The sequence below is a fragment of the Shewanella sp. MF05960 genome, assembly GCF_050849305.1.
Classification (GTDB): Bacteria; Pseudomonadota; Gammaproteobacteria; order Enterobacterales; family Shewanellaceae; genus Shewanella.
On the sequence record NZ_JBOZPS010000029.1, the window covers coordinates 1 to 19,783 of the forward strand.

Annotated in this window: 15 protein-coding genes and 1 tRNA gene; 10 read left to right on the top strand and 6 right to left on the bottom strand. The window is 40.2% G+C overall.

Annotated elements, in window-relative coordinates; genetic code table 11:
• Positions 1 to 1,102 precede the first annotated feature (1,102 nt).
• The 3 genes from ACROAE_RS19455 to cydX are packed head-to-tail and all read left to right on the top strand — an operon-like array spanning position 1,103 to position 3,942.
• Positions 1,103 to 2,659: a cytochrome ubiquinol oxidase subunit I gene (locus ACROAE_RS19455; protein ID WP_432405540.1), complete on the top strand. Its 1,557-nt coding sequence runs from the start codon at positions 1,103 to 1,105 to the stop codon at positions 2,657 to 2,659.
• Positions 2,660 to 2,674: 15 nt separating this feature from the next.
• Complete coding sequence (gene cydB, locus ACROAE_RS19460) at positions 2,675 to 3,814, top strand: cytochrome d ubiquinol oxidase subunit II (RefSeq protein WP_432405543.1); 1,140 nt, start codon at positions 2,675 to 2,677, stop codon at positions 3,812 to 3,814.
• A 17-nt stretch (positions 3,815 to 3,831) separates the two neighbouring features.
• Positions 3,832 to 3,942, top strand: a complete 111-nt coding sequence (gene cydX / locus ACROAE_RS19465; RefSeq protein ID WP_059747876.1) for a cytochrome bd-I oxidase subunit CydX — start codon at positions 3,832 to 3,834, stop codon at positions 3,940 to 3,942.
• 121 nt (positions 3,943 to 4,063) lie between these two features.
• Here the strand turns inward: cydX and ACROAE_RS19470 are convergent, their stop codons facing one another.
• Together ACROAE_RS19470 and ACROAE_RS19475 are read right to left on the bottom strand one after the other, a co-directional pair.
• Positions 4,064 to 7,135 carry an efflux RND transporter permease subunit gene (locus ACROAE_RS19470; RefSeq protein ID WP_432405548.1) on the bottom strand — a complete coding sequence of 1,024 codons (3,072 nt, stop codon included), beginning with the start codon at positions 7,133 to 7,135 and terminating at the stop codon, positions 4,064 to 4,066.
• A complete protein-coding gene (locus ACROAE_RS19475; RefSeq protein ID WP_432405553.1) occupies positions 7,132 to 8,253 on the bottom strand; it encodes an efflux RND transporter periplasmic adaptor subunit in 1,122 nt (373 codons plus the stop codon). Before ACROAE_RS19475 ends, ACROAE_RS19470 begins: the two co-directional genes overlap by 4 nt.
• A gap of 225 nt (positions 8,254 to 8,478) precedes the next feature.
• On the opposite strand from ACROAE_RS19475, the gene ACROAE_RS19480 reads away from it, so the two are divergent.
• From ACROAE_RS19480 to ACROAE_RS19490, 3 genes are all read left to right on the top strand, one after another.
• On the top strand, positions 8,479 to 9,129 hold the full coding sequence (locus ACROAE_RS19480; protein ID WP_432405556.1) for a TetR/AcrR family transcriptional regulator: 651 nt from the start codon (positions 8,479 to 8,481) through the stop codon (positions 9,127 to 9,129).
• Between the two features lie 93 nt (positions 9,130 to 9,222).
• On the top strand, positions 9,223 to 10,140 hold the full coding sequence (locus tag ACROAE_RS19485) for an autotransporter outer membrane beta-barrel domain-containing protein (protein ID WP_432405559.1): 918 nt from the start codon (positions 9,223 to 9,225) through the stop codon (positions 10,138 to 10,140).
• Between the two features lie 266 nt (positions 10,141 to 10,406).
• On the top strand, positions 10,407 to 12,152 hold the full coding sequence (locus ACROAE_RS19490) for a GSCFA domain-containing protein (protein ID WP_432405564.1): 1,746 nt from the start codon (positions 10,407 to 10,409) through the stop codon (positions 12,150 to 12,152).
• 274 nt (positions 12,153 to 12,426) lie between these two features.
• Here ACROAE_RS19490 and ACROAE_RS19495 read toward each other — a convergent pair whose 3' ends face one another.
• From ACROAE_RS19495 to ACROAE_RS19510, 4 genes are all read right to left on the bottom strand, one after another.
• The gene (locus tag ACROAE_RS19495; RefSeq protein WP_432405567.1) at positions 12,427 to 12,675 is read right to left on the bottom strand and encodes a hypothetical protein; all 249 of its coding nucleotides are present in this window, start codon (positions 12,673 to 12,675) and stop codon (positions 12,427 to 12,429) included.
• Positions 12,672 to 13,964 (bottom strand): motility associated factor glycosyltransferase family protein, encoded by a 1,293-nt coding sequence (locus tag ACROAE_RS19500; RefSeq protein ID WP_432405570.1) that lies wholly within the window; start codon positions 13,962 to 13,964, stop codon positions 12,672 to 12,674. Before ACROAE_RS19500 ends, ACROAE_RS19495 begins: the two co-directional genes overlap by 4 nt.
• Before the next feature lie 290 nt (positions 13,965 to 14,254).
• Positions 14,255 to 14,704, bottom strand: coding sequence for an LPP20 family lipoprotein (locus tag ACROAE_RS19505; RefSeq protein ID WP_432405575.1), 450 nt, complete (start codon positions 14,702 to 14,704; stop codon positions 14,255 to 14,257).
• On the bottom strand, positions 14,701 to 15,411 hold the full coding sequence (locus ACROAE_RS19510) for a FlgO family outer membrane protein (protein ID WP_432405578.1): 711 nt from the start codon (positions 15,409 to 15,411) through the stop codon (positions 14,701 to 14,703). The genes ACROAE_RS19505 and ACROAE_RS19510 overlap by 4 nt, the downstream gene beginning before the upstream one ends.
• A 303-nt stretch (positions 15,412 to 15,714) precedes the next feature.
• Here ACROAE_RS19510 and ACROAE_RS19515 point away from each other — a divergent pair, with 303 nt between their 5' ends.
• The 4 genes from ACROAE_RS19515 to ACROAE_RS19530 all read left to right on the top strand — a co-directional run bounded on the left by ACROAE_RS19515 (position 15,715) and on the right by ACROAE_RS19530 (position 19,757).
• Positions 15,715 to 16,920: a flagellar assembly protein FlgT gene (locus ACROAE_RS19515; RefSeq protein ID WP_432405581.1), complete on the top strand. Its 1,206-nt coding sequence runs from the start codon at positions 15,715 to 15,717 to the stop codon at positions 16,918 to 16,920.
• A 140-nt stretch (positions 16,921 to 17,060) separates the two neighbouring features.
• Positions 17,061 to 17,136 (top strand) — tRNA-Arg (locus ACROAE_RS19520).
• A 267-nt stretch (positions 17,137 to 17,403) separates the two neighbouring features.
• On the top strand, positions 17,404 to 18,597 hold the full coding sequence (locus tag ACROAE_RS19525) for a UDP-N-acetylglucosamine 4,6-dehydratase (RefSeq protein ID WP_432405583.1): 1,194 nt from the start codon (positions 17,404 to 17,406) through the stop codon (positions 18,595 to 18,597).
• A gap of 8 nt (positions 18,598 to 18,605) precedes the next feature.
• Positions 18,606 to 19,757, top strand: coding sequence for a LegC family aminotransferase (locus ACROAE_RS19530; protein WP_432405587.1), 1,152 nt, complete (start codon positions 18,606 to 18,608; stop codon positions 19,755 to 19,757).
• Positions 19,758 to 19,783 lie beyond the last annotated feature (26 nt).

Sequence of the window (19,783 nt, forward strand, 5' to 3'; positions counted from 1 at the left end):
AATCTAGCGCGGAACTCATCGTGGAGCGGGTGGTAAAGCACCTAATGAAGACTCCGAATACATTAGCGCAAACCAACCTCGTTATCGAAAATATCATTTGCAATAACGAGGCGGACCATACATTTTTGTTACTATGGCATTAAAACCATGATGGGTCTTTATCGAATTGCGCTAACAAAAACAATCTACCGCATCACGTTTTGCCGCGTAAACGGAATCAATTAGATATGTAAGTTTACGTTATTTATCTTCTTTCTTAGTAAACATTTCAGAAAAGGCAAGTTTGTATAGGTTTACAATATTTTCAAATAATAGCGTCATAACAAGATCTCGGAACATTTAGGGGAGGGGATTAAGACTACGACGCAATAAATGTAGTAATTCGTGTTCTTAATTGTGCACAAATTATACTGTGAGTGTGAATTTTGCTCAAATGAGAAAAAGTGATGTCAGGGATTAGATTTATTAATGGGTTGATTTTTTGTTATTACTTTATTCTTAACGAGCCTTTTCTATCATATTGTTAATATTAAGTATTATTTTTTAGGTGTTTTAATTTGTTAAAGTTTTACTTATCTGCTACAAAAAAGCAACCAAGTGTTACTGCGATTAATCAACCCTTTCTGGTTAAGCGATATTCCTTCATGTTTTGAGTCTTAAATGATGCCCGCCTAGCAATTGGGCTGGTATTGTCAATACCTCTAGCGAGAGGGTAAGTACGAATTTGGTGGTCTTGGTGGTTTTTAACGCAAAAGTTGATTTGCTTTGCGTCACAAAGTTGACTTTTTTGTGCGATGTAGCGCAAGTGTTAAATTCGTAACTCGCTGAATAATATATACTAATAAATATCCATGCGAAAAATCTAATGTTGGTCACATAATTGATTAAAAAATATGATCTACCAACACTTTATACCGTAAGATATAGGGCGTTTAAGATAGAATTTAAAAATGTAAGTTAATGGTTAATTGTCACTTTCCAACGGCAAACGTGGCAGCGCCATTGTCTTTAAATTATCGTTTTCAGGTATAACATCACACAGTGGTAATTAGGCTATTGCCGTGTTGTATTTGGTCGTACTGAAAGAAGTAAGGAATTGCCAATGATTATTGAAGAGGTTGTTGAGCTTTCGCGTTATCAATTCGCGTTTACAGCTATGTACCACTTTCTATTTGTTCCACTCACCCTCGGTTTAGCCTTTATTCTTGCGATTATGGAATCACTGTATGTGATGACAAATAATCAGATATATAAAGATATGACTAAATTCTGGGGTAAACTTTTCGGGATTAACTTTGCCTTAGGTGTTGCTACGGGTTTAGCGATGGAATTCCAGTTTGGTACTAACTGGTCATACTATTCTCATTATGTCGGTGATATTTTCGGTGCGCCTCTGGCCATTGAAGCTTTGATGGCTTTCTTCCTTGAATCGACCTTAGTGGGTATGTTCTTTTTTGGTTGGGATCGTTTTAGCAAACGTCAACATCTTGCCGTGACCTGGTTAGTGGCCATAGGCTCTAACATGTCGGCATTATGGATTTTGATTGCCAACGGTTGGATGCAAAACCCTGTGGGTTCGGTGTTTAACTATGAAACCATGCGTATGGAAATGGTCGACTTTGCGGCTTTGGTATTCAACCCTGTAGCGCAAGTTAAGTTTGTTCATACTGTTGCTTCTGGTTATGTAGCCGGCGCCATGTTTGTACTTGCGATTAGCGCGTATTACATATTAAAAGGCCGTGACTTACCGTTTGCGCGTCGCTCATTTGCGATTGCTGCCAGTTTCGGTTTAGCTTCAATCCTATCGGTTATTGTTCTGGGTGATGAATCTGGCTACGAAGTCGGTGAAGTTCAGCGTGTTAAATTAGCGGCTATTGAAGCTGAGTGGCACACAGAGCCTGCTCCAGCAGCCTTTACTGCGGTTGGTTTTCCTAATCAAGAAACCATGCACACTGATTACGCCGTTAAAATACCGTATTTAATGGGGATTATTGCCACTCGTTCTTTAGATGAAGAAGTGACTGGCCTTAAAGATCTTATTAAAGAGCATGAAGTGCGTATTCGTACCGGTATGGTGGCATATGGACTGCTTGAAAAATTGCGTGCTGGTGATGAAACGCCAGAAGTAAGAGCACAATTTGAAGCCGTTAAAGACGACTTAGGCTATGGCTTCTTGCTTAAGCGTTATACCGATAAAGTGGTTGATGCGACTGAAGAGCAAATTATCGCAGCATCGTATGACTCTATTCCAACGGTAGCACCTATGTTCTGGACCTTCCGCATTATGGTTGGCGCCGGGGTGATTATGTTGTTTGTGTTTGCCGCTGCATTTTGGCAAAGCACTCGTCATAAAATCGCTGAGAAAAAATGGGTACTGCGCGCAGCACTTTACAGCTTACCGCTTCCTTGGGTTGCCATTGAATGTGGTTGGTTTGTGTCAGAGTTTGGCCGTCAACCGTGGACCATCTCAGAAGTATTACCCACCTTTATGTCAGCATCGAGTTTAACGCCGGCCGATTTATGGTTCAGTATTATTTCGATTACGGTTTTCTACACTATTCTGTTGGTGATAGAGGCTTATTTGATGTTTAAATTTGCACGTCTCGGCCCAAGCAGTTTAAAAACCGGTCGTTACCATTTTGAAAACCAAGATGCTTAAGCGGAGGACCTGATTATGTTTGATTATGAAGTATTAAGATTTATCTGGTGGGCACTAATTGGTGTGCTACTTATTGGTTTTGCTGTTGCTGATGGTTTTGACATGGGCGTGGGTATGCTATTACCCATTATTGGTAAAGACGATACTGAACGCCGTATTATGATTAACACTATCGCACCGCACTGGGACGGCAACCAAGTATGGTTGGTTACCGCTGCTGGTGCATTGTTTGCTGCCTGGCCTATGGTGTATGCGGTATCGTTTTCGGGCTTTTATGTGGCGATGATGCTCGTGTTATTTGCATTGTATTTACGCCCAGTTGGATTTGATTACCGCTCTAAAATTGAAGACCCAAGATGGCGTAAATCATGGGACTATGCATTATTTGTCGGCAGTTTTGTACCACCATTAATCATTGGTGTAGCATTTGGCAACTTGCTTCAAGGTGTTCCATTTAACTTTGATGAATACTTGCGTGCGACTTACCATGGTGGATTTTTGGGTTTATTAAATCCGTTTGGTTTATTAGTCGGTCTAGTCAGTGTCACTATGTTTGTTATGCAGGGTGCTTCATGGTTACAAATGAAGACCGAAGGCGAGTTAAGGGTACGCAGTGTTAAGGTATCGCAAATTTGTGGCGGTTTATTATTTGTATTCTTTGGTGCAGCAGGCGTTTGGTTAGCTAATGGTATTGATGGTTTTGTTATTACCTCGCCACTCGATCTTGCTGGTCCGTCAAATCCAGCCGTTAAAACAGTTGCGATTGAAGCGGGTGCTTGGTTAACTAACTATGACAAATACCCTATTACTATGCTGTTTCCAGCATTAGGGTTATTAATGCCAATATTAGTGGTTTTAGCCAGTCGCTTAAATCGTTGTGGTTTTGCATTCTTATTTAGTTCACTTGCTGTAGCTGGCGTTATTCTGACTTGTGGTGCTGCAATGTTCCCATTTGTTATGCCTTCGTCATTAGAGCCTAATATTAGCTTGACCATGTGGGATGCTACCGCGAGTAAAATGACCTTAACAGTGATGACCTTTGTTGCCGCTATCTTTGTACCAACAATACTGTGTTATACAGCTTGGACTTATTACAAGATGTTTGGCCGTTTAAATCGTGAGTTTATTGAAAACAATAAAACGTCACTTTACTAAATTAAGGAGCAACATCTATGTGGTATTTTGCGTGGATTTTAGGTGTGTTACTGGCGTGTTCATTCGGTATTATTAACGCCTTATGGCTTGAGAATACAGAGAATATGGACCGTCAAAGCGAAGATTAATCTTCTGCTATTAACCCATAAAAAAACCGCTTTAGAAATAAAGCGGTTTTTTATTGGCTGCTACTTTGCGTTTACGCCGCTAACTCGTTACAGCTAACTCGTTACAGCTAACTTGTGACTGTTAACTCGTAACGGCTTGCCCTTGTCGAATTGCTCTTCGCGGTTTCATCAACAGTAAATACATCACCGGTACCCATATTAACGACAACATGGTCGCCAGTAATGTGCCGCCGGCAATGGCGATGGCAAAAGGTGGCCAAAACCCGCCGCCAGCAATAATTAACGGTAAAAAACCGCCGATAGTGGTAATGGTGGTTGAACCAATATGACGCCCGCAGCTGCTGACAGTATCGATTATTAACGCCAAATTACCTTGTTTAGCGTCAGGCACATCCTCGAGCTCTGCCAAAATGACAATGGCGGCGTTAATCGCTAATCCCATCAATCCCAATAAACCGATAATCACGGTGAAACCAAATGGGTAACCAAACACAAATACCGCTAGCAAACCTAAACCAGCAGATTGAAAGGCGCTGAGTAAAATAATGGCCGTTAATCTAAATGAATTGAACGACAGCACCACTGTTGCTAACAGTAAGGTGAATACCAACACAATGTTAGACAATAAGTTGCCTACCGCTTCATTACGCTTGGCACTTTCGCCACCGATTTCGACATGATAACCCGCAGGAATAACCAATTTGGCCACTTCACCTTTTGCGTCATTTAATACCTGTGCCGGCAATACACCGCTAGTGATGTAGGCTTCAATCGTGTTAACCCGCTCACCATTACGACGCGGTATAGCGCCGCGGCTCACATTAACCTCATTATAAGATAATGCAGAGAGGGGAATGCCAGAGCCTGAAGGTGATACTAGGTTTATTTCGGCTAAACGAGTTGTTTGCTCGCGACTGGTATCGCCTAAACGAACTCGCACAGGTAACGATTCTGTTTGCTCTAAAATACTGCCACCAATAATCCCGGTGGTGGCCATTTGAATTTGGCTGGCTATGTCACTTAAACTTAAGCCGCTCATTAAACTCGCGTCTTCATTCACTTGTAACCACACTTTTGGCGCACCTGAACTCAAGGTTGCCCGGGTATGAATCACATCGGGTGTGGCATTTAAAATACCTCTCACTTGTTCGCCCAGTGTTTTTAGTGTGTCTAAATTAGGGCCATAAATTCGTAACTCTACAGGAGCGTTAAACGGCGGGCCTTGTTCTAACTTTCGCACCAGTATTTGCGCTTGCGGGTATTCTCTATCAAGCTCTTTTTGCAATTGTAAAATTAATCGATTGGCAGCAACAAAATCGGTGACTTTTATCATCGCTTGGGCGTAATTCGTTGCCCCTTGCTGGCGCTGAGTTAAGTTGTAGTAAAACGACGGCGTGTTACCGCCGACTACCCAGGTTGCCGCAAGAATGTCATCTATCTTTTGTAGCTTGGCATCAATGAGTTTCACCTGGGCCAAGGTATGTTCAATACTGACATGTGGTGCTAAGTGAACTTCTAGCTGAAACATATCCCTGTCTGATGGCGGGAAAAATTGCTCAGTCATTTTTCCCGCAGCAAAAAAGCCTGCCACAGGCAAAATACCAATAACCACAGCAGTCAGTATCGGGCGGTGCAAAGCAAAGCGTAAGCTCGCGGTAAAGGCCTGGCTAATTTTTGGAAATGCCATACCTTGTTGATACCAGGCTGTAGGTTTTTCACTGCGACTAAAGCGACCTGCAAGGCCAGCAATAATAGTGTGTGAAATAATATACGAACCCAAAAGGGCGAACATCACCGAAATCGCAATCCCACCGACAAATTCACCCGCAGCACCAGGCATTAACACAATTGGCGCAAATGCTAGCATGGTGGTGATAGTTGATCCCGCTAGTGGCAGCCATAAATGATGTAGAGTTTTTGATACCGCTTCGAGCTTGCTCATGCCTTGCTGGCGACGCTGAGCAATGGCATCGACAATGACAATCGCGTTATCAACCATAATACCCAGTGCAACCACTAGCCCTGTCACCGACATTTGATGAATGGGTAATCCCGTGTATTTCATGCACGTGAGTGTGAACAAGGCTGTTAACGGCAGTGATATCGCCACAATAACGGCATTGCGTAGGCCCAGCGTGAGCATTAACACCACAAGGATGATAATAAAACCCTGTAATAAGTTAATCACCAAATCGCCGAGCCGGTCTTGAGTGTAACTTTGTTGATCGAACAACCACTGCACTTCAATGTTAGCCGGTAAATTCACCGAAAATGCCTCAATGGTTTGGCTAACTTGTTGTTGCCATAAATCCACTCGATTATTGTTAAGCATGCGGGCAGAAACCAAAATGCCTTGCTGACTATCAATAAGAGCAATGCTACTCGCAGGTGTTTTTGCCTGGCGAGTAATGGTCGCCACATCACCTAAGCGGATAATCTGGCCATATTCATCAACTTTTAAAGGGACCTGACGAATACGGTTTTGTGAGTCGAGTTCACCCGAGACTTCAACTAAAGCTCTAAACTGGCTGTTATTGATTTCTCCAGCGGATATTTTACTGTCGGCATTAGACAAAATCGCTGCAATACTGGCAGGGGTAAGATGCAGCTGACTGATTTTATTGCCGTCAAGCTCAACCAATATCTCTTCTTCTGGGGCGCCATACAGTTTGGCAAAGTCAGTGCCATTCAATAGGCGTAAACGGCTTTGTAGTTCTTTAGCATAGCGATTTAAAATATCAGCTCGAACAGGTGAATCATCTGCCCACACCACACCTAAAATCGCGGTGCTGGCATAACCTAATTGATCATCTAACACACCATTTTGTGCCGCTTCAGGTAATAAAAACTTGCTGTCTGCGATTAAGTCTCGTGCACGGGACCACACCGGGTCGGTTTCAATAACCGTATCTTTTAATTCCAGTTGAATAACCGAAATGCCCGGGCGCGATGTCGACTGCACCAGCTTTAAATCTTCCAGGCGGCGTAATTGGTTTTCAAGCACTTCAGTGACTAAGGCTTCTACGCGCTCGGCAGAAGCGCCAGGGTATTGAGTGATAACCGAGGCAAATCGATTCGTGATGTGGGGATCTTCTGTGCGCGGCAAACTGGATATGGCGCCCAATCCTGCAACAATTAATAGCGCGATAAATAAGCTGGTTAAGCGACCATTTTCAAGAAACGCCTTAATCATAGCGCCTCCAACGATTGCGCTTTAGCCAGGGTCACTTTTTGGCCTACCACTATTTTGTGCAAGCCGTCTGTCACAATCAGTTCATTGGCTTGTATGGCACCTTTGATATAAGCCTGTTGTTCATTTGTATAAATAATTTCAACATCTCTGCGCTCAATTTGATAAAGCGGTTGTTCATCTTGTACCAAAACATACACATTCCATAAACCGCGGACGCCGTCGGTTAATGCCGACATTGGCACCCAATAGCCTTCGGTTAAACTGTCTTGTTGATACACCAGATAAGCGATTTCACCGTTAATCACTCTAGCAGAATCGGGCAATTGAATTCTGAGTTGTACCGTACGGCTAATGGTGTTGACTTCAGCACTTATCCCAGCAATTTTGGCGGTAAAAGTTTGTTTGCCTACACGCACGTCGACACCTTGTTGCGCTGTTAATTGCTGCGCGATATCAACCGGCACACCAATATAAGCCACAGGTTGGCTGTTACCGACTAAATTAAACACCGCACTGCCAAGGGCAATCACCTCACCAAGATTATGATAACGTTGGCTAATGACGCCATCAAATGGCGCGAGTAAGGTTGATTTCTCAAGCTTTAACTTAGCGGCGCTCAAGCTGGCTTCAATGCGCTTTTGATTGGCTTGAAGGCTAATCACCTGTTGCTGGGTTTCATCGAGTTGTTGCGCCGACACATAGTTTTGCGTTTTCAATTTTTCAGTACGCACCAGGGTGCTTTTGGCTAAATCAATATCGGCTTGAGTTTGTAATAGGCTTGCTTCTAGTTGTTGTTTTTCTGCAACTAATAAGTCGGTGTCTAATTGGGCTAACACCTGGCCTTTTGTGACCACATCACCACTGTCTACCACAATATTATTGAGTTTACCCGCTAACTCAAATCCTATGCCTGTGGTGTTTGCTGAGCGGATGGTACCGGTATAGGTTTGCATTTGTTGGTAACGATCATTAAGCACTAAGCTTTGCGCTAATACCGACTGATACTCAACGGTTTGCGAATGCTCTTTAACCTCAGAGCCACAACCACTTAATAGCATTATGCTCAACCCTAATGCACAGTAGCGAAGATGTTGGGTGAATGACCTGACAGCAAACATAATTATTCCCTTAAAGCGATATGTGGTTTGGCAATGACTCATCGTTAACAATATGGAATGGCAGAAGCCTGCACGACATACCGTAAGATGTAACTTAATTGTTAACTCGACTTGGTAGTCTAATTTTATAAAACTAGACTGTCCAGTCTATTTTTGGTTATGATGATTTAATTGTACAGATACAACCCTTCAATTTTTACGCTCGTTTAAGCCTATGGAAAACACATGACAAAAGAGACGTCAGCCACAAACAATGACGAACAAGTTAACTTGAGCCGCAGTGAACAAAAGCGCAATCAAGTGCTTGAGTCGGCAATGGAGTTGTTTTGCCACAAAGGTTTTCCGTTAACCAGTATGGACGAGGTTGCCAAACATGCGGGTGTATCAAAGCAGACGGTATACTCGCACTTTGGCTCTAAAGATGATTTGTTCGTTGCCGCAATAGACTCTAAGTGTGTAGTACATCAACTCACTGACGATGCCTTAATTGATGCAACCGATCCGCAGCGAGTGATATTGCTATTTGCCAAACAGTTTGGTGAATTGATAGTCAGTAAAGACACCATGACTGTATTTAAAACTTGCGTCGCACAAGCAGAGACTCACCCAGAAGTGTCCAAACTGTTTTACGATGCAGGGCCAAAACATATTTTGGGATTAATTCGCGAATATTTAACCAAGGTTAACCAACACGGTGAGTATTATTTCGCTAACCCTCACGACAGTGCGGTAAGGTTATGTTTAATGTTATTTGGTGAGCTAAAATTACGCTTAGAATTAGCATTAGAGACTGATCACTTGTTAGTAAGTAGACAACAATACTTACAAGATACCGCTGAGATGTTTTTGCGGGCTCACAAAGTTGCGATAAAATAATACCTAGGATTTGAACTGAAGCGCGACTAAATCAGTATTGGTTCAGATAGTTTACGCTACTCATCATTTTATTTTGAAAGGATGCACATCGTTATGACATCTTATAAAGCTGTTATCGCTAAGCCCAATACTCTGAGCTTATTGATTAAATCGTTATTGTTAATCCCAGGGTTATTACTCAGCCAACAGGCCTTAGCCGCGCCAGACCGTTCACCATTTTCATTAACGGTTGCGCGTACGTCCGCAGCTACTGCCGATGTTGGTGCTAATGAGCTTCAGCGTGACGCCTGGAAAACCAGTTTTTCAGCCTCAATGCCATTAAATCGTCAATGGTCACTGGGGGCGAATGTCGGTTACGACAACCTCGATTACGATTGGCGCATTAATCAGGCCACGCCATTACGCTCTAACGAGCAAGACTGGTCAACGGTTCATCAATACAGCGCAGGGTTATCAATCACATATCGTCTAGATAATCACTGGATGTTTTTAGTGGCACCGCAATTAAAATATGCTTATGCCGATACTGCCTCATCATCTAATGCCCAAAGCTATGGTGTTGTAGCATCCAGTATGTACCGTTTTGACTCAGGTAATATGTTGGGTTTTGGTGTGGCGTATTTAAATGATATTTCCGAAGTGCGCACCGTGCCGTATTTAGCCGTTCGCTGGCAAATCAACGACAAGTTAGTGCTAGCTAACCCGTTTCAAGCCGGTTTTAGTGGCCCAGCAGGCCTAGAACTGAGCTATCAGTATCGCCCAGATATTGATTTTGGTATCGGTAGTTCAAAACGGACAGAGCGCTTTTTGATAGCAGATGACGATCAAACCATTGAGATCGACGAATGGGTTGCTTTTGTCCGCGCAGGCTGGAAAGCCACCGACAATGTGAGTGTAAACGCCTATGCCGGTTACTACTTTGGCGGCGAAATGGAACTGAGCGAGCCTGATGTCACCGAAGACATAGAAGACCAGGCCGCATTTGGCTTGGTGTTTAAGTTAACGTTTTAAATTGATAGATAGATAGAACGTTTTAAAGCAAAAAATGCCGCTGATATCAGCGGCATTTTTGTCGGAACAATTAAATTAATATTCTATTAGTAAAATTTTCATTAACAATAAATTCGAAAATAAGTAAATTATCATAAATTTAAGAAATAAATATCAACTATCTTGAAAAGGTCTTTCATATAACAGCTATGCTGGCGCAAAATGTGCATAATTTTTAAATTGTTTAATAATTGGCATCTAGCTTTCATAACAATGAGTATAAAACGATGACAACAAAAAATTTATCGCCATATGAATTACAAAAGCAACAGCATTTTTGGAAAACTGGTGTTGCACAAGTCAATTTAGGAACAGAACAATTTGAATTACTTAGTAACCTAGCAATTGACTGTAAAAAAGGAGCAATCGCCTCCATAGGGTCATGCTTTGCTCAACATGTAGGTAAGTGGTTAATAAACAATAATTATCCTTTTATTCAAAGCAAATTAGATTCTACCCAAGTATCTAGTTTTGCTTTAGGAAACATCTATACACCACGGTGCTTTTTGCAGTGGCTAAAGTTAGATAATAATGAAAATCATCAACATGATATATATTACTGCCAGAAAACTGACACCTATCTTGATTTACTCAGGCCAAATGTCTATCCACAAGGTTTTACATCGAAAAGCGAGTTAGAGTATTCTCGTCTTGAAGCAAAGGAAGAGTTGATTAGTACCTTGTCTTCAACAAACACTCTTATTTTTACTTTAGGGTTAACCGAAGCTTGGAAAGATGGTAATAACATATACTACCCAAGTTGCCCTGGAATTATTGCGGGAAAATTTGATAAAGAAATTTATAAGCTGCATGAATTTAATTATAATGAAATATTGTCAGATTTGTTAAAAATCCATCAATGTTTGAAAGAACTCAATCCTAACCTTAATATTATACTTACCGTATCACCTGTGCCGCTAACGGCGACGGCTACAGATAAACACATCCTTGTCGCGAGTCAATATTCAAAAGCGGTGTTGCGGGCAGTTGCTGGTTACCTTTCTGATTCTTTTGAAGATATGAACTATTTCCCTTCATTTGAAATTATTTCAGTTAATTCAAATAATGACTTTAGATTCGAAGATAATAGAAGGACGGTTTCCGCAAGTGGTGTTGAATACGTAATGAAACATTTTCAAACCGCTTTAAATGTTAGTAATACATTGATTAAGCCACCAATTAGTAGTGCAATCAATGAAATTGCATGTGAAGAAGAACAGCTCGAAGCTTTCAGTTTATTATCTCAATCATCACAAAGCCAAGCTTTGACGCAAATAACACTCGTCGGTGATAGCCATATGGGGAAATTATCAACTGCACTTAAAGCTCTGAATACTCCTTTTTCTGGTGGGATGATCATGAACGGTTCTGGATTTGCTCAAAAGAAATTTGCGCTTTGTAAAACAGAATATTTTGTCCCTCTGGAAAATGCACCTTCTAGGCAGCTTTGGGCTTCCGCATTACTAAATATAAAATCTCATGAGAAGTTAGGTCATAATGAACAATCAATTATTATTAGTAATATTGGATTGCAAACGCATCAAAATGCTGCTCGATTTGCAGCTTGGTTACAAGCGCAAGATAGTAGAATTAATAATCCATTAGGATTACAAAATTTTGTAGATTTTTTCCATGAAGATCAATCTGAACAATTATCTATATTGATATCACTAAAAGACAATGGGCATAATGTAATCGTGGTCTCAGATCCGCCCTTTTCTCAGTACTTTGATGAGTCAAAATCTGCTTCGAAAATAATCTATGCATATCATAGTGCACTTCGTTATGTATTGGAGCAGTTCGATATTCCTTTCTTTGATGCAGCTAGATTATTTGACGAGGAAATTACTGAGCCAATGGAATATGTTTCGAACGTATCGTATTCAGATGGTCAGCACGACTGGATCCATGGTAATGAGCTCTACTATGAATGGCTCTCTAGGAAGTTATTAAAATTCACAGAAAAAGTTTAAAAATGTTCGATTATAGGATTAGTTCTTACAAGACGAGATCATTAATGTTCTTTGGGCAATATCTTGGAGCCATTGATGATCTCCGTCATTGTGTAAACAGTCACCAATCCGTTGTTCGATATACTATTGCTTTTCAGTGAGTAGTGATTGTTGATTCATATGTGACAAGTAGCAAATCAATTGATATTAGTAGTCCTAAATACAGGTACGATATTGAAATAGACATGATTACAGTAGGCAGATAATATTCCTTCAGTCGTTACAATTAGCGGTTCTAATAACATAGCATTTCAACTAAATCATATTCTAAAAAGTCTGCCAGAGAGAGCCAGTCGTTTCGCTCTTGAGCAGCAAGGATCAATGGTAGAATATTTATTATAGATTGTTGATTCCTATGACTTATCAATTCAGTTTCAAGTAAATCAATGCATTTGTGAAACTGTTGAGCTGCTTCAGCTTCTTTCCCAGACCTCATAAGATTAGATGTTTTTACTAGTTGTGATACGAGTATGGATGTTGTCATAATGTTAACTCTTTGAATGTTGTGCCTTCGATATAAGCGCTTTCTAAGCTAGATTGATAAAAATTAACTTCAGGTTTAGACGCTATATAAACTTCTAAGCTTCTTAAGTATGCTCTAAAATTTAACTCTGTAGCAACTCTCTCACCTCTGCCATTTAAAACCCAATGATGTTTATGGAATTTTAATGTTACTCCTAATGCACCATCATCCCAAAAAGCATGTGTTTTGTTACCTGGATAGCAAAAGTCACAACCTAATAATGTTATATTTTTAATGTTTAAGTAAACAGCAAGATCTATAGCTGGATGGACAATACTTCCACTGCTAAATAATTCTGTTTTAGATAAAGTTTTATCGCTGTATGTCCTTCCTTGTTGGAATGCATTGAATCTAGAACCGCTCCATTTTTTTATAACATCCAAAGAAGACGTTGGGAAATAAACTAAATTAATACTAGGAGATATATTTTTAGGGAAATATGCTTCAGTAATATGATAATCGAGAGTAATAACAATATCTGGGATGATGTTTCTGCTATTTAAGGCTTTTAAAGCGGTATCTACAGCGATGAGTAAAGGTTTCTTCGTTTCATTTAGGCTTTGAAGGCTTAGCAAATAATCATAATGCTTTTCGAGTGTAGGCCCAGTTGCAATAATTAGAGCTTCTTGATTGTGGTATTTTTTTTTTAACTCTGAGATGTCACTATCCAGCTTTAAGTAATTAAGGTTTTCAATAAATCTAGTGTTGATTTCTCGCCGTTGTTTTTCGTGATTACCGTTCACATAATCAATATTTTTATCATAAATGATTAAGTCTCTTATTCTAGCATACTTATCATTAACAAGGATTAAATCAGGTGTAGATGATAAATACACTTTATCCAAGGTGTTTATATTTATCGGTTCTAACAACTCAACTTTTCGATTTGTTAGCCATTCAGTTTGATCTGTATAACAAATCAATAGATTGAAAAGTGACAAGCTGAATAAATAAACTTTAATTTGCAATATTGATTCGTTATCAATCAAAAAAGAAGGTAAATCACCCATTCCAATACCGTAAATTGAAACTGTTTGAGTATTTTTAGGTAAAGAGTTGATTAACCGTTTAGCTTCATTAACTCTATCATGACGGCTACTTAACTGTATGCCATCTACGCTAATTGTTTGAGTATTGCCAGTTATTAATTGAGCATCAAAATGCTCAATTGATTGGTTTTTTATTAATGGTGCTAAAAGTGGCCATCGGCTTTCAATAATGTCCATGTTTTTAGTGAATAAATCACTCATCATGAGTCCCTAGGTAGTAAATAAAAATTAGCATGTAAATTGGTTTTAACACAATTAGGATTATACATTAATTATCAAGTCTGTTGTGTACACTGGATGTAATCAGGGTAACCACATGGGTGTACGTTTTTCGCTCACAATAATTGATTTCAATGTAGAATCACTTCCAATCATTCATGAAGTGATAACATTCCGAATAAATGTAGTTTGATAAATACCTTCGATTTGTTCATAAAACGTTCGCGATCTCACCCTGTGGATGTAATGCTTTTGACTTTAGAGGAGCATATTTAAAAATAAGTGACTTTTTTAACACGTTTAGGGCGATTCTGTTGTTCGTACAATTGCCATACTTGCTTAAAGTCTAAGGCTAACTCAGTGACATAAAACTCACTAGAAGGGTAGGTCTTAACCACTTTCGCGCCGCGAATAATGCCACTGACGCTGGACTTAATATTGTCGTCAGTTAATAACCACTCACTGACATCGCTGTTAGCTGAAATCTTTTGACCATAAACTTGTTCAGCGAGTTCACGGTAGGCGGCAATTTTCGACGCTTGCATTGCCATTAAAATACGGTGAGACGCTTCAGGGCTAGGTTGCGTCGCTAGCGGTGCATAACCTACCGCTGTTAACGTAGGGAATGAAGAGGGCGCTTCAGTTTCCCACTGCACATATTTATCTTTATTGACGCAGCCGCCGAGTAGCACCAAAATCATAACGAACATCAGTGACTTCATAGCTTATCTCCCAATACGGTATAACGGCTATCGCCTTTTTTCTCATGACGGTACAGCAAACCATTACGAGATTCGATTAATTCAGACTCTTGTAAATAACCAGACAAACTTGACGCAGCGACAAAAGATTGCACTGCCGATAAAACGCGGTTGTTGGTGACGTTTACAACGCGGCCATTAAACACAATGCCCTCAGGGGTCATGGTCATGGTTGACACTAACACGTGTGCCACAGGTAAACCGGATGGCAATAATTGCCAATCACGGCTTAACATAAATTCGCCTTGCTCCGTAGCACGCAAGCTGGTGGCGACATTCATATCCACTAAATTAAATTCGTGCGCATGAAACGCGGCTAACAAACCTTGTTGTAATTGTAAGGCCAGCTCATTGGTGGCATTTAAATTATTAGCTAAAACAGGCGTAGTGATTAATAACGGCTGATCAGGGCGAAGTGCATCATTTTGCACAACCAATTCATTGACTAACTTTTCGGCCCATACATTAATCTGGCCTTTTGGCGCCAAGCCGGCATCTTGAATGTCGTACGCTAATTGCTTATGAGAAACGTTATATTCATCTTTAACTTTGACGTATTTGCCATCATTATTAAACGCTAAATTATTCGCCGGGTTAGGCGTTTGGCTACACGCTGCGACAGACAACAACGCAAGTACAGCAACTGGGGTGATAAGCCTGTTAATCATGATGATTCCTTTAAAAATGTCGCCGACGCGATATGTTGCATTAATGGCACTCAATCAAAACGTGCAAGATTGATGCTTAAGCCATTATTGACTGCGACATAGCCGTCAATGAACGCTAAATCTGTATCGGCAAATAGCGTAAAAGCTTTACTAGATTTAATCCTTAAAGGCTTAAATGCACATAAATATGTTAGTGGCGCGATTTTTGCTTAATTTATACTAATTAAACACTATCGCGTTAGTCGTAATATTTTATGTGCCTTAATAGGCAAAACTGACGATTTTTTGACATTAGGACATCGTATGCCGACGCAAACAAGCCTTATTAAACAAGCAACCAGCCATAAAGCATTCGCGCTTGCACTGATGTTACTGTGGAGCTTTTTTCAGGTTAACACGGCATTTGCAGAACAAGTCGAGGTCACCGGCAGAGCTAAAATTGTCAATGGCGATATCGATAAAGCCCGCGAAGATGCCATCAGTCAGGCATTAAATTATGCGAGCTTAAAAGCGGGGGTTAATTTTTCCAGTGAGCAATCAATCGATCAGGGGCGATTAACCCAGGATACGTTTCAAATTCAGCGTATGGGGTCGGCTAATAATGTTGAGTTGATGAGCGAAATGATCAGCCAAAATACCATCACAGTGGTTTTGCAATTAGAACTCACCGAACCAGAACCTAACGCCCAATGCAAAAGCCAATCATTAAAAGCCGCGATTATGTTGCCGCAATCTTATCTTCAAGATCGCGCTCAGCTTCGATACGGGCAACTGGCCAATTTTGAACAACAGATAACCGAAAAACTCGGCAAGATGATCAATGCTCAGTCTCGTTATAGTTTTGCTCGTGTACACGCCAATGAAAAAATTGATAATACTAACCAATTGGTTAATTTTAGAGGTTACCGCATCCCGACATGGTTAGGCGAAATCACCGAAAGTCAGTACATACTACAACCCGATATTATTGATATTTCAACTGAGCCTGCCGAAAGTGGTTTTTTAGGTTTCAGTGAAGAATACCCACTAAGACAATTCATGATAAAACTCACTCTTTATCATGGTATTAGCGGCGAAGTGGTGTGGACAGAAACTTTTGCCACATCGGCACCCTGGGAATTTGAAAAACAAGAAGTGGTGTCACCGGCTAATCAACGTTTTTGGCGCTCATCCTACGGCCAGTCTATTATTGAAATCTTTCAACAAAGCATACTGACGTTAGATAACCAGTTAAATTGCAGGCCACTATTAGGCCAAATTGTTGCCAGACAAGGCGATAGAGTTATCATCAATTTAGGCCGCAAAAATGGCGTAAAAATGGGTGATAAGTTTCAGATAGTATTGCAAAAAAATATCCCAGATCGCTTAAACACCATGCGCCCCATCGCCAGCAAAAGCCGAGCGAGTGTGGTAATCGAGCAAGTCAGTGAAGACAGCGCCACAGCCATATTTGACGGCATCGATGCAGCAGACAATATCCAAGTAAATGATATCGCGATTAAAAACTGATCATCATGACCGTCATGCATAAGGTTAAGAGTAAGGTTAAGAGTTCAAGCTAAGAAACTAGGCTAATAAACCAGGTTAAGAAATAAGCAGTTAAATTTAAAGGGTTTAAATCAATTATAAACTCAGTATAATCACAGGGTCTCTCTATAGCTCAACAGGATAGAGCAGCCGCCTCCTAAGCGGCCGATCGGGGTTCGAGTCCCTGTGGGGAGACCATATATTTCCTTTCTCATTTTCAAGCTTAAGCTTTCATTTTTTTTAGTCGACTTCCCTGCCTCATTAGTTATCTGGTTTATACTCACTGATAAGCGATTTATTTACTTTACAATCAAGTAGTAAATTGCTTTCTAGTCTCTTATAGTAGCTTTATGTCCATCTATTAATTTCTTGGAATAATTATTGCTGTATTTCAATTGTGATAATTTTTTGACAGTGAATGTATAGCAATGTATCTGCTATTGATTTAAAGAAGGAATTCAACGAATGCAATTGTTTGATTTATCGTTAATTGGAAGGGAGTTTCCTTTACTCTATAGTGATGTTTCGAGATTAGCTTCCGAGCTAAATACGATAGTTGCCAACTCACGTTTTTTGGTTTTAGGCGCAGCTGGTACCATTGGTCAAGCTGTGACAAAAGAAATCTTTAAAAGACAGCCAATTAAACTGCATGTTGTTGACATTAGTGAAAACAATTTAGTTGAACTTGTTCGGGATATTCGAAGTGCTTTTGGCTATATTACAGGTGATTTTCAAAGCTTCGCGCTTGATATTGGTTCTATTGAGTATAATGCGTTTATCAAGACTGATGGTCAGTATGATTATGTGCTGAACTTATCAGCCTTAAAGCATGTACGTAGCGAGAAAGATCCTTTTACCTTGATGCGAATGATAGATGTAAATGTGTTTAATACCGACAAAACTATCCTGCAATCTATCAACTCGGGTGTCAAAAAATACTTTTGTGTTTCAACTGATAAAGCCACAAACCCTGTTAATATGATGGGATCATCGAAAAGAATTATGGAGATGTTTTTGATGCGCCGCAGTCATCAGTTAAGCATTTCAACTGCGCGGTTTGCTAATGTCGCATTCTCAGATGGTTCCCTTTTACACAGTTTCAATCAACGTATTTTGAAACAACAGCCGATTGTGGCACCTAATGATGTGAAGCGTTACTTTGTTACGCCACAAGAGTCGGGTGAGTTATGTTTAATGTCTTGTTTGTTAGGTGATAACCGTGACATTTTTTTCCCTAAACAAACTCAGTCTTTACCGCTGGTTTCTTTTGCAGATATTGCCGTTAAATATTTGGCCCAGTTAGGTTATGAACCTTATCTTTGCAAAGGTGAAACCGAGGCTAGAGAGCTAGTTCATTCTTTACCGAGGCAGGGGAAGTGGCCTTGTTTGTTTACTCAAAGTGATACCACTGGTGAGAAAGATGTTGAAGAGTTTTTTACCCACAAAGATGTGCTAGATATGGATCGTTTTACTGATCTTGGGGTGATAAAGCATTCTGCTGAATTTGATGAGAAACTGTTGAATATGTTTGAACATGAAATCAACACCATGAAAAGAGAGCAAGCTTGGACTAAAACACAAATAGTTACGTTATTTAATAAAATGATCCCTGAGTTTGACCATAAAGAAACCGGTAAATACTTAGATGGAAAAATGTAGGAAATTAGATGAAATCAGCTCATATTTGTCAGTTTATTCGTGATATTTATAAAACAGATCAGTTTATTCCTTTGCATGCGCCAACATTTGCAGGCAATGAGAAACGCTATGTGACAGATACCATTGACAGTACTTTTGTGTCTAGTGTTGGTAAGTATGTTGATGAATTCGAAAACAAAATAGAACACTTTACAGGTACAGCTAAAGCGGTTGCGGTTGTTAACGGGACCGCAGCATTACAGACAGCATTATATATGGCCGGAGTTGAACGCGGTGATTTAGTTTTTACTCAGGCTTTAACGTTTGTAGCCACCTGTAATGTTATTTACCACCTAGGTGCAGAGCCTATATTTATCGATGTATCAAAGACTAGCTTAAGTTTATGCCCTGATGCGTTAGAAAAATATCTTAACCAGTATGCCAGTTTAACGGATAAAGGCTGTGTTCATAAACTTACAGGACAACGGATAAGAGCAATTATGCCAATGCATACATTTGGTCATCCTGCTGAAATGGATGAGTTGCTAGTTATTTGTCATCAATGGCAGCTGATTATGGTTGAGGATGCCGCTGAAAGTTTAGGTTCGGTTTATAAGGATAAACACACTGGTACTATGGGCGAATATGGCGCCATTAGCTTTAATGGCAATAAGATTATTACTACCGGTGGTGGGGGAGTGGTGCTTTGCGCTAATCAGCAAAGTGGCAAACGAGTAAAGCACATTACCACGACAGCCAAAGTACCTCATGTTTATGAGTTTTATCATGATGAACCAGGGTTTAATCATCGAATGCCTAATCTGAATGCCGCTTTGGGATGCGCTCAGATGGAAGTTATTGATGACTTTCTAGCAAGTAAGAGGTTACTTGCGACTCAATACAGAGAGTTTTTTGCAGGTTCTGATATCAAGTTTGTTGAAGAACCTAGCTATGCAAAGTCTAATTATTGGCTCAATGCGGTGATATGCAAAAGCCTCGAGTCGAGAAATACATTACTCAATGAGACTAATGATAGCGGAGTGATGACTCGTCCAGTTTGGATGTTAATGCATCATCTGCCTATGTTTAAGAATGCACATCGAGGCGACTTAAGTTATTCGGAATGGCTTTCTCAGCGCCTTATTAACATTCCTAGTAGTGCCTTAATTTTAGATAAATAGTATTTGATAAATCCAAATGACGTTGA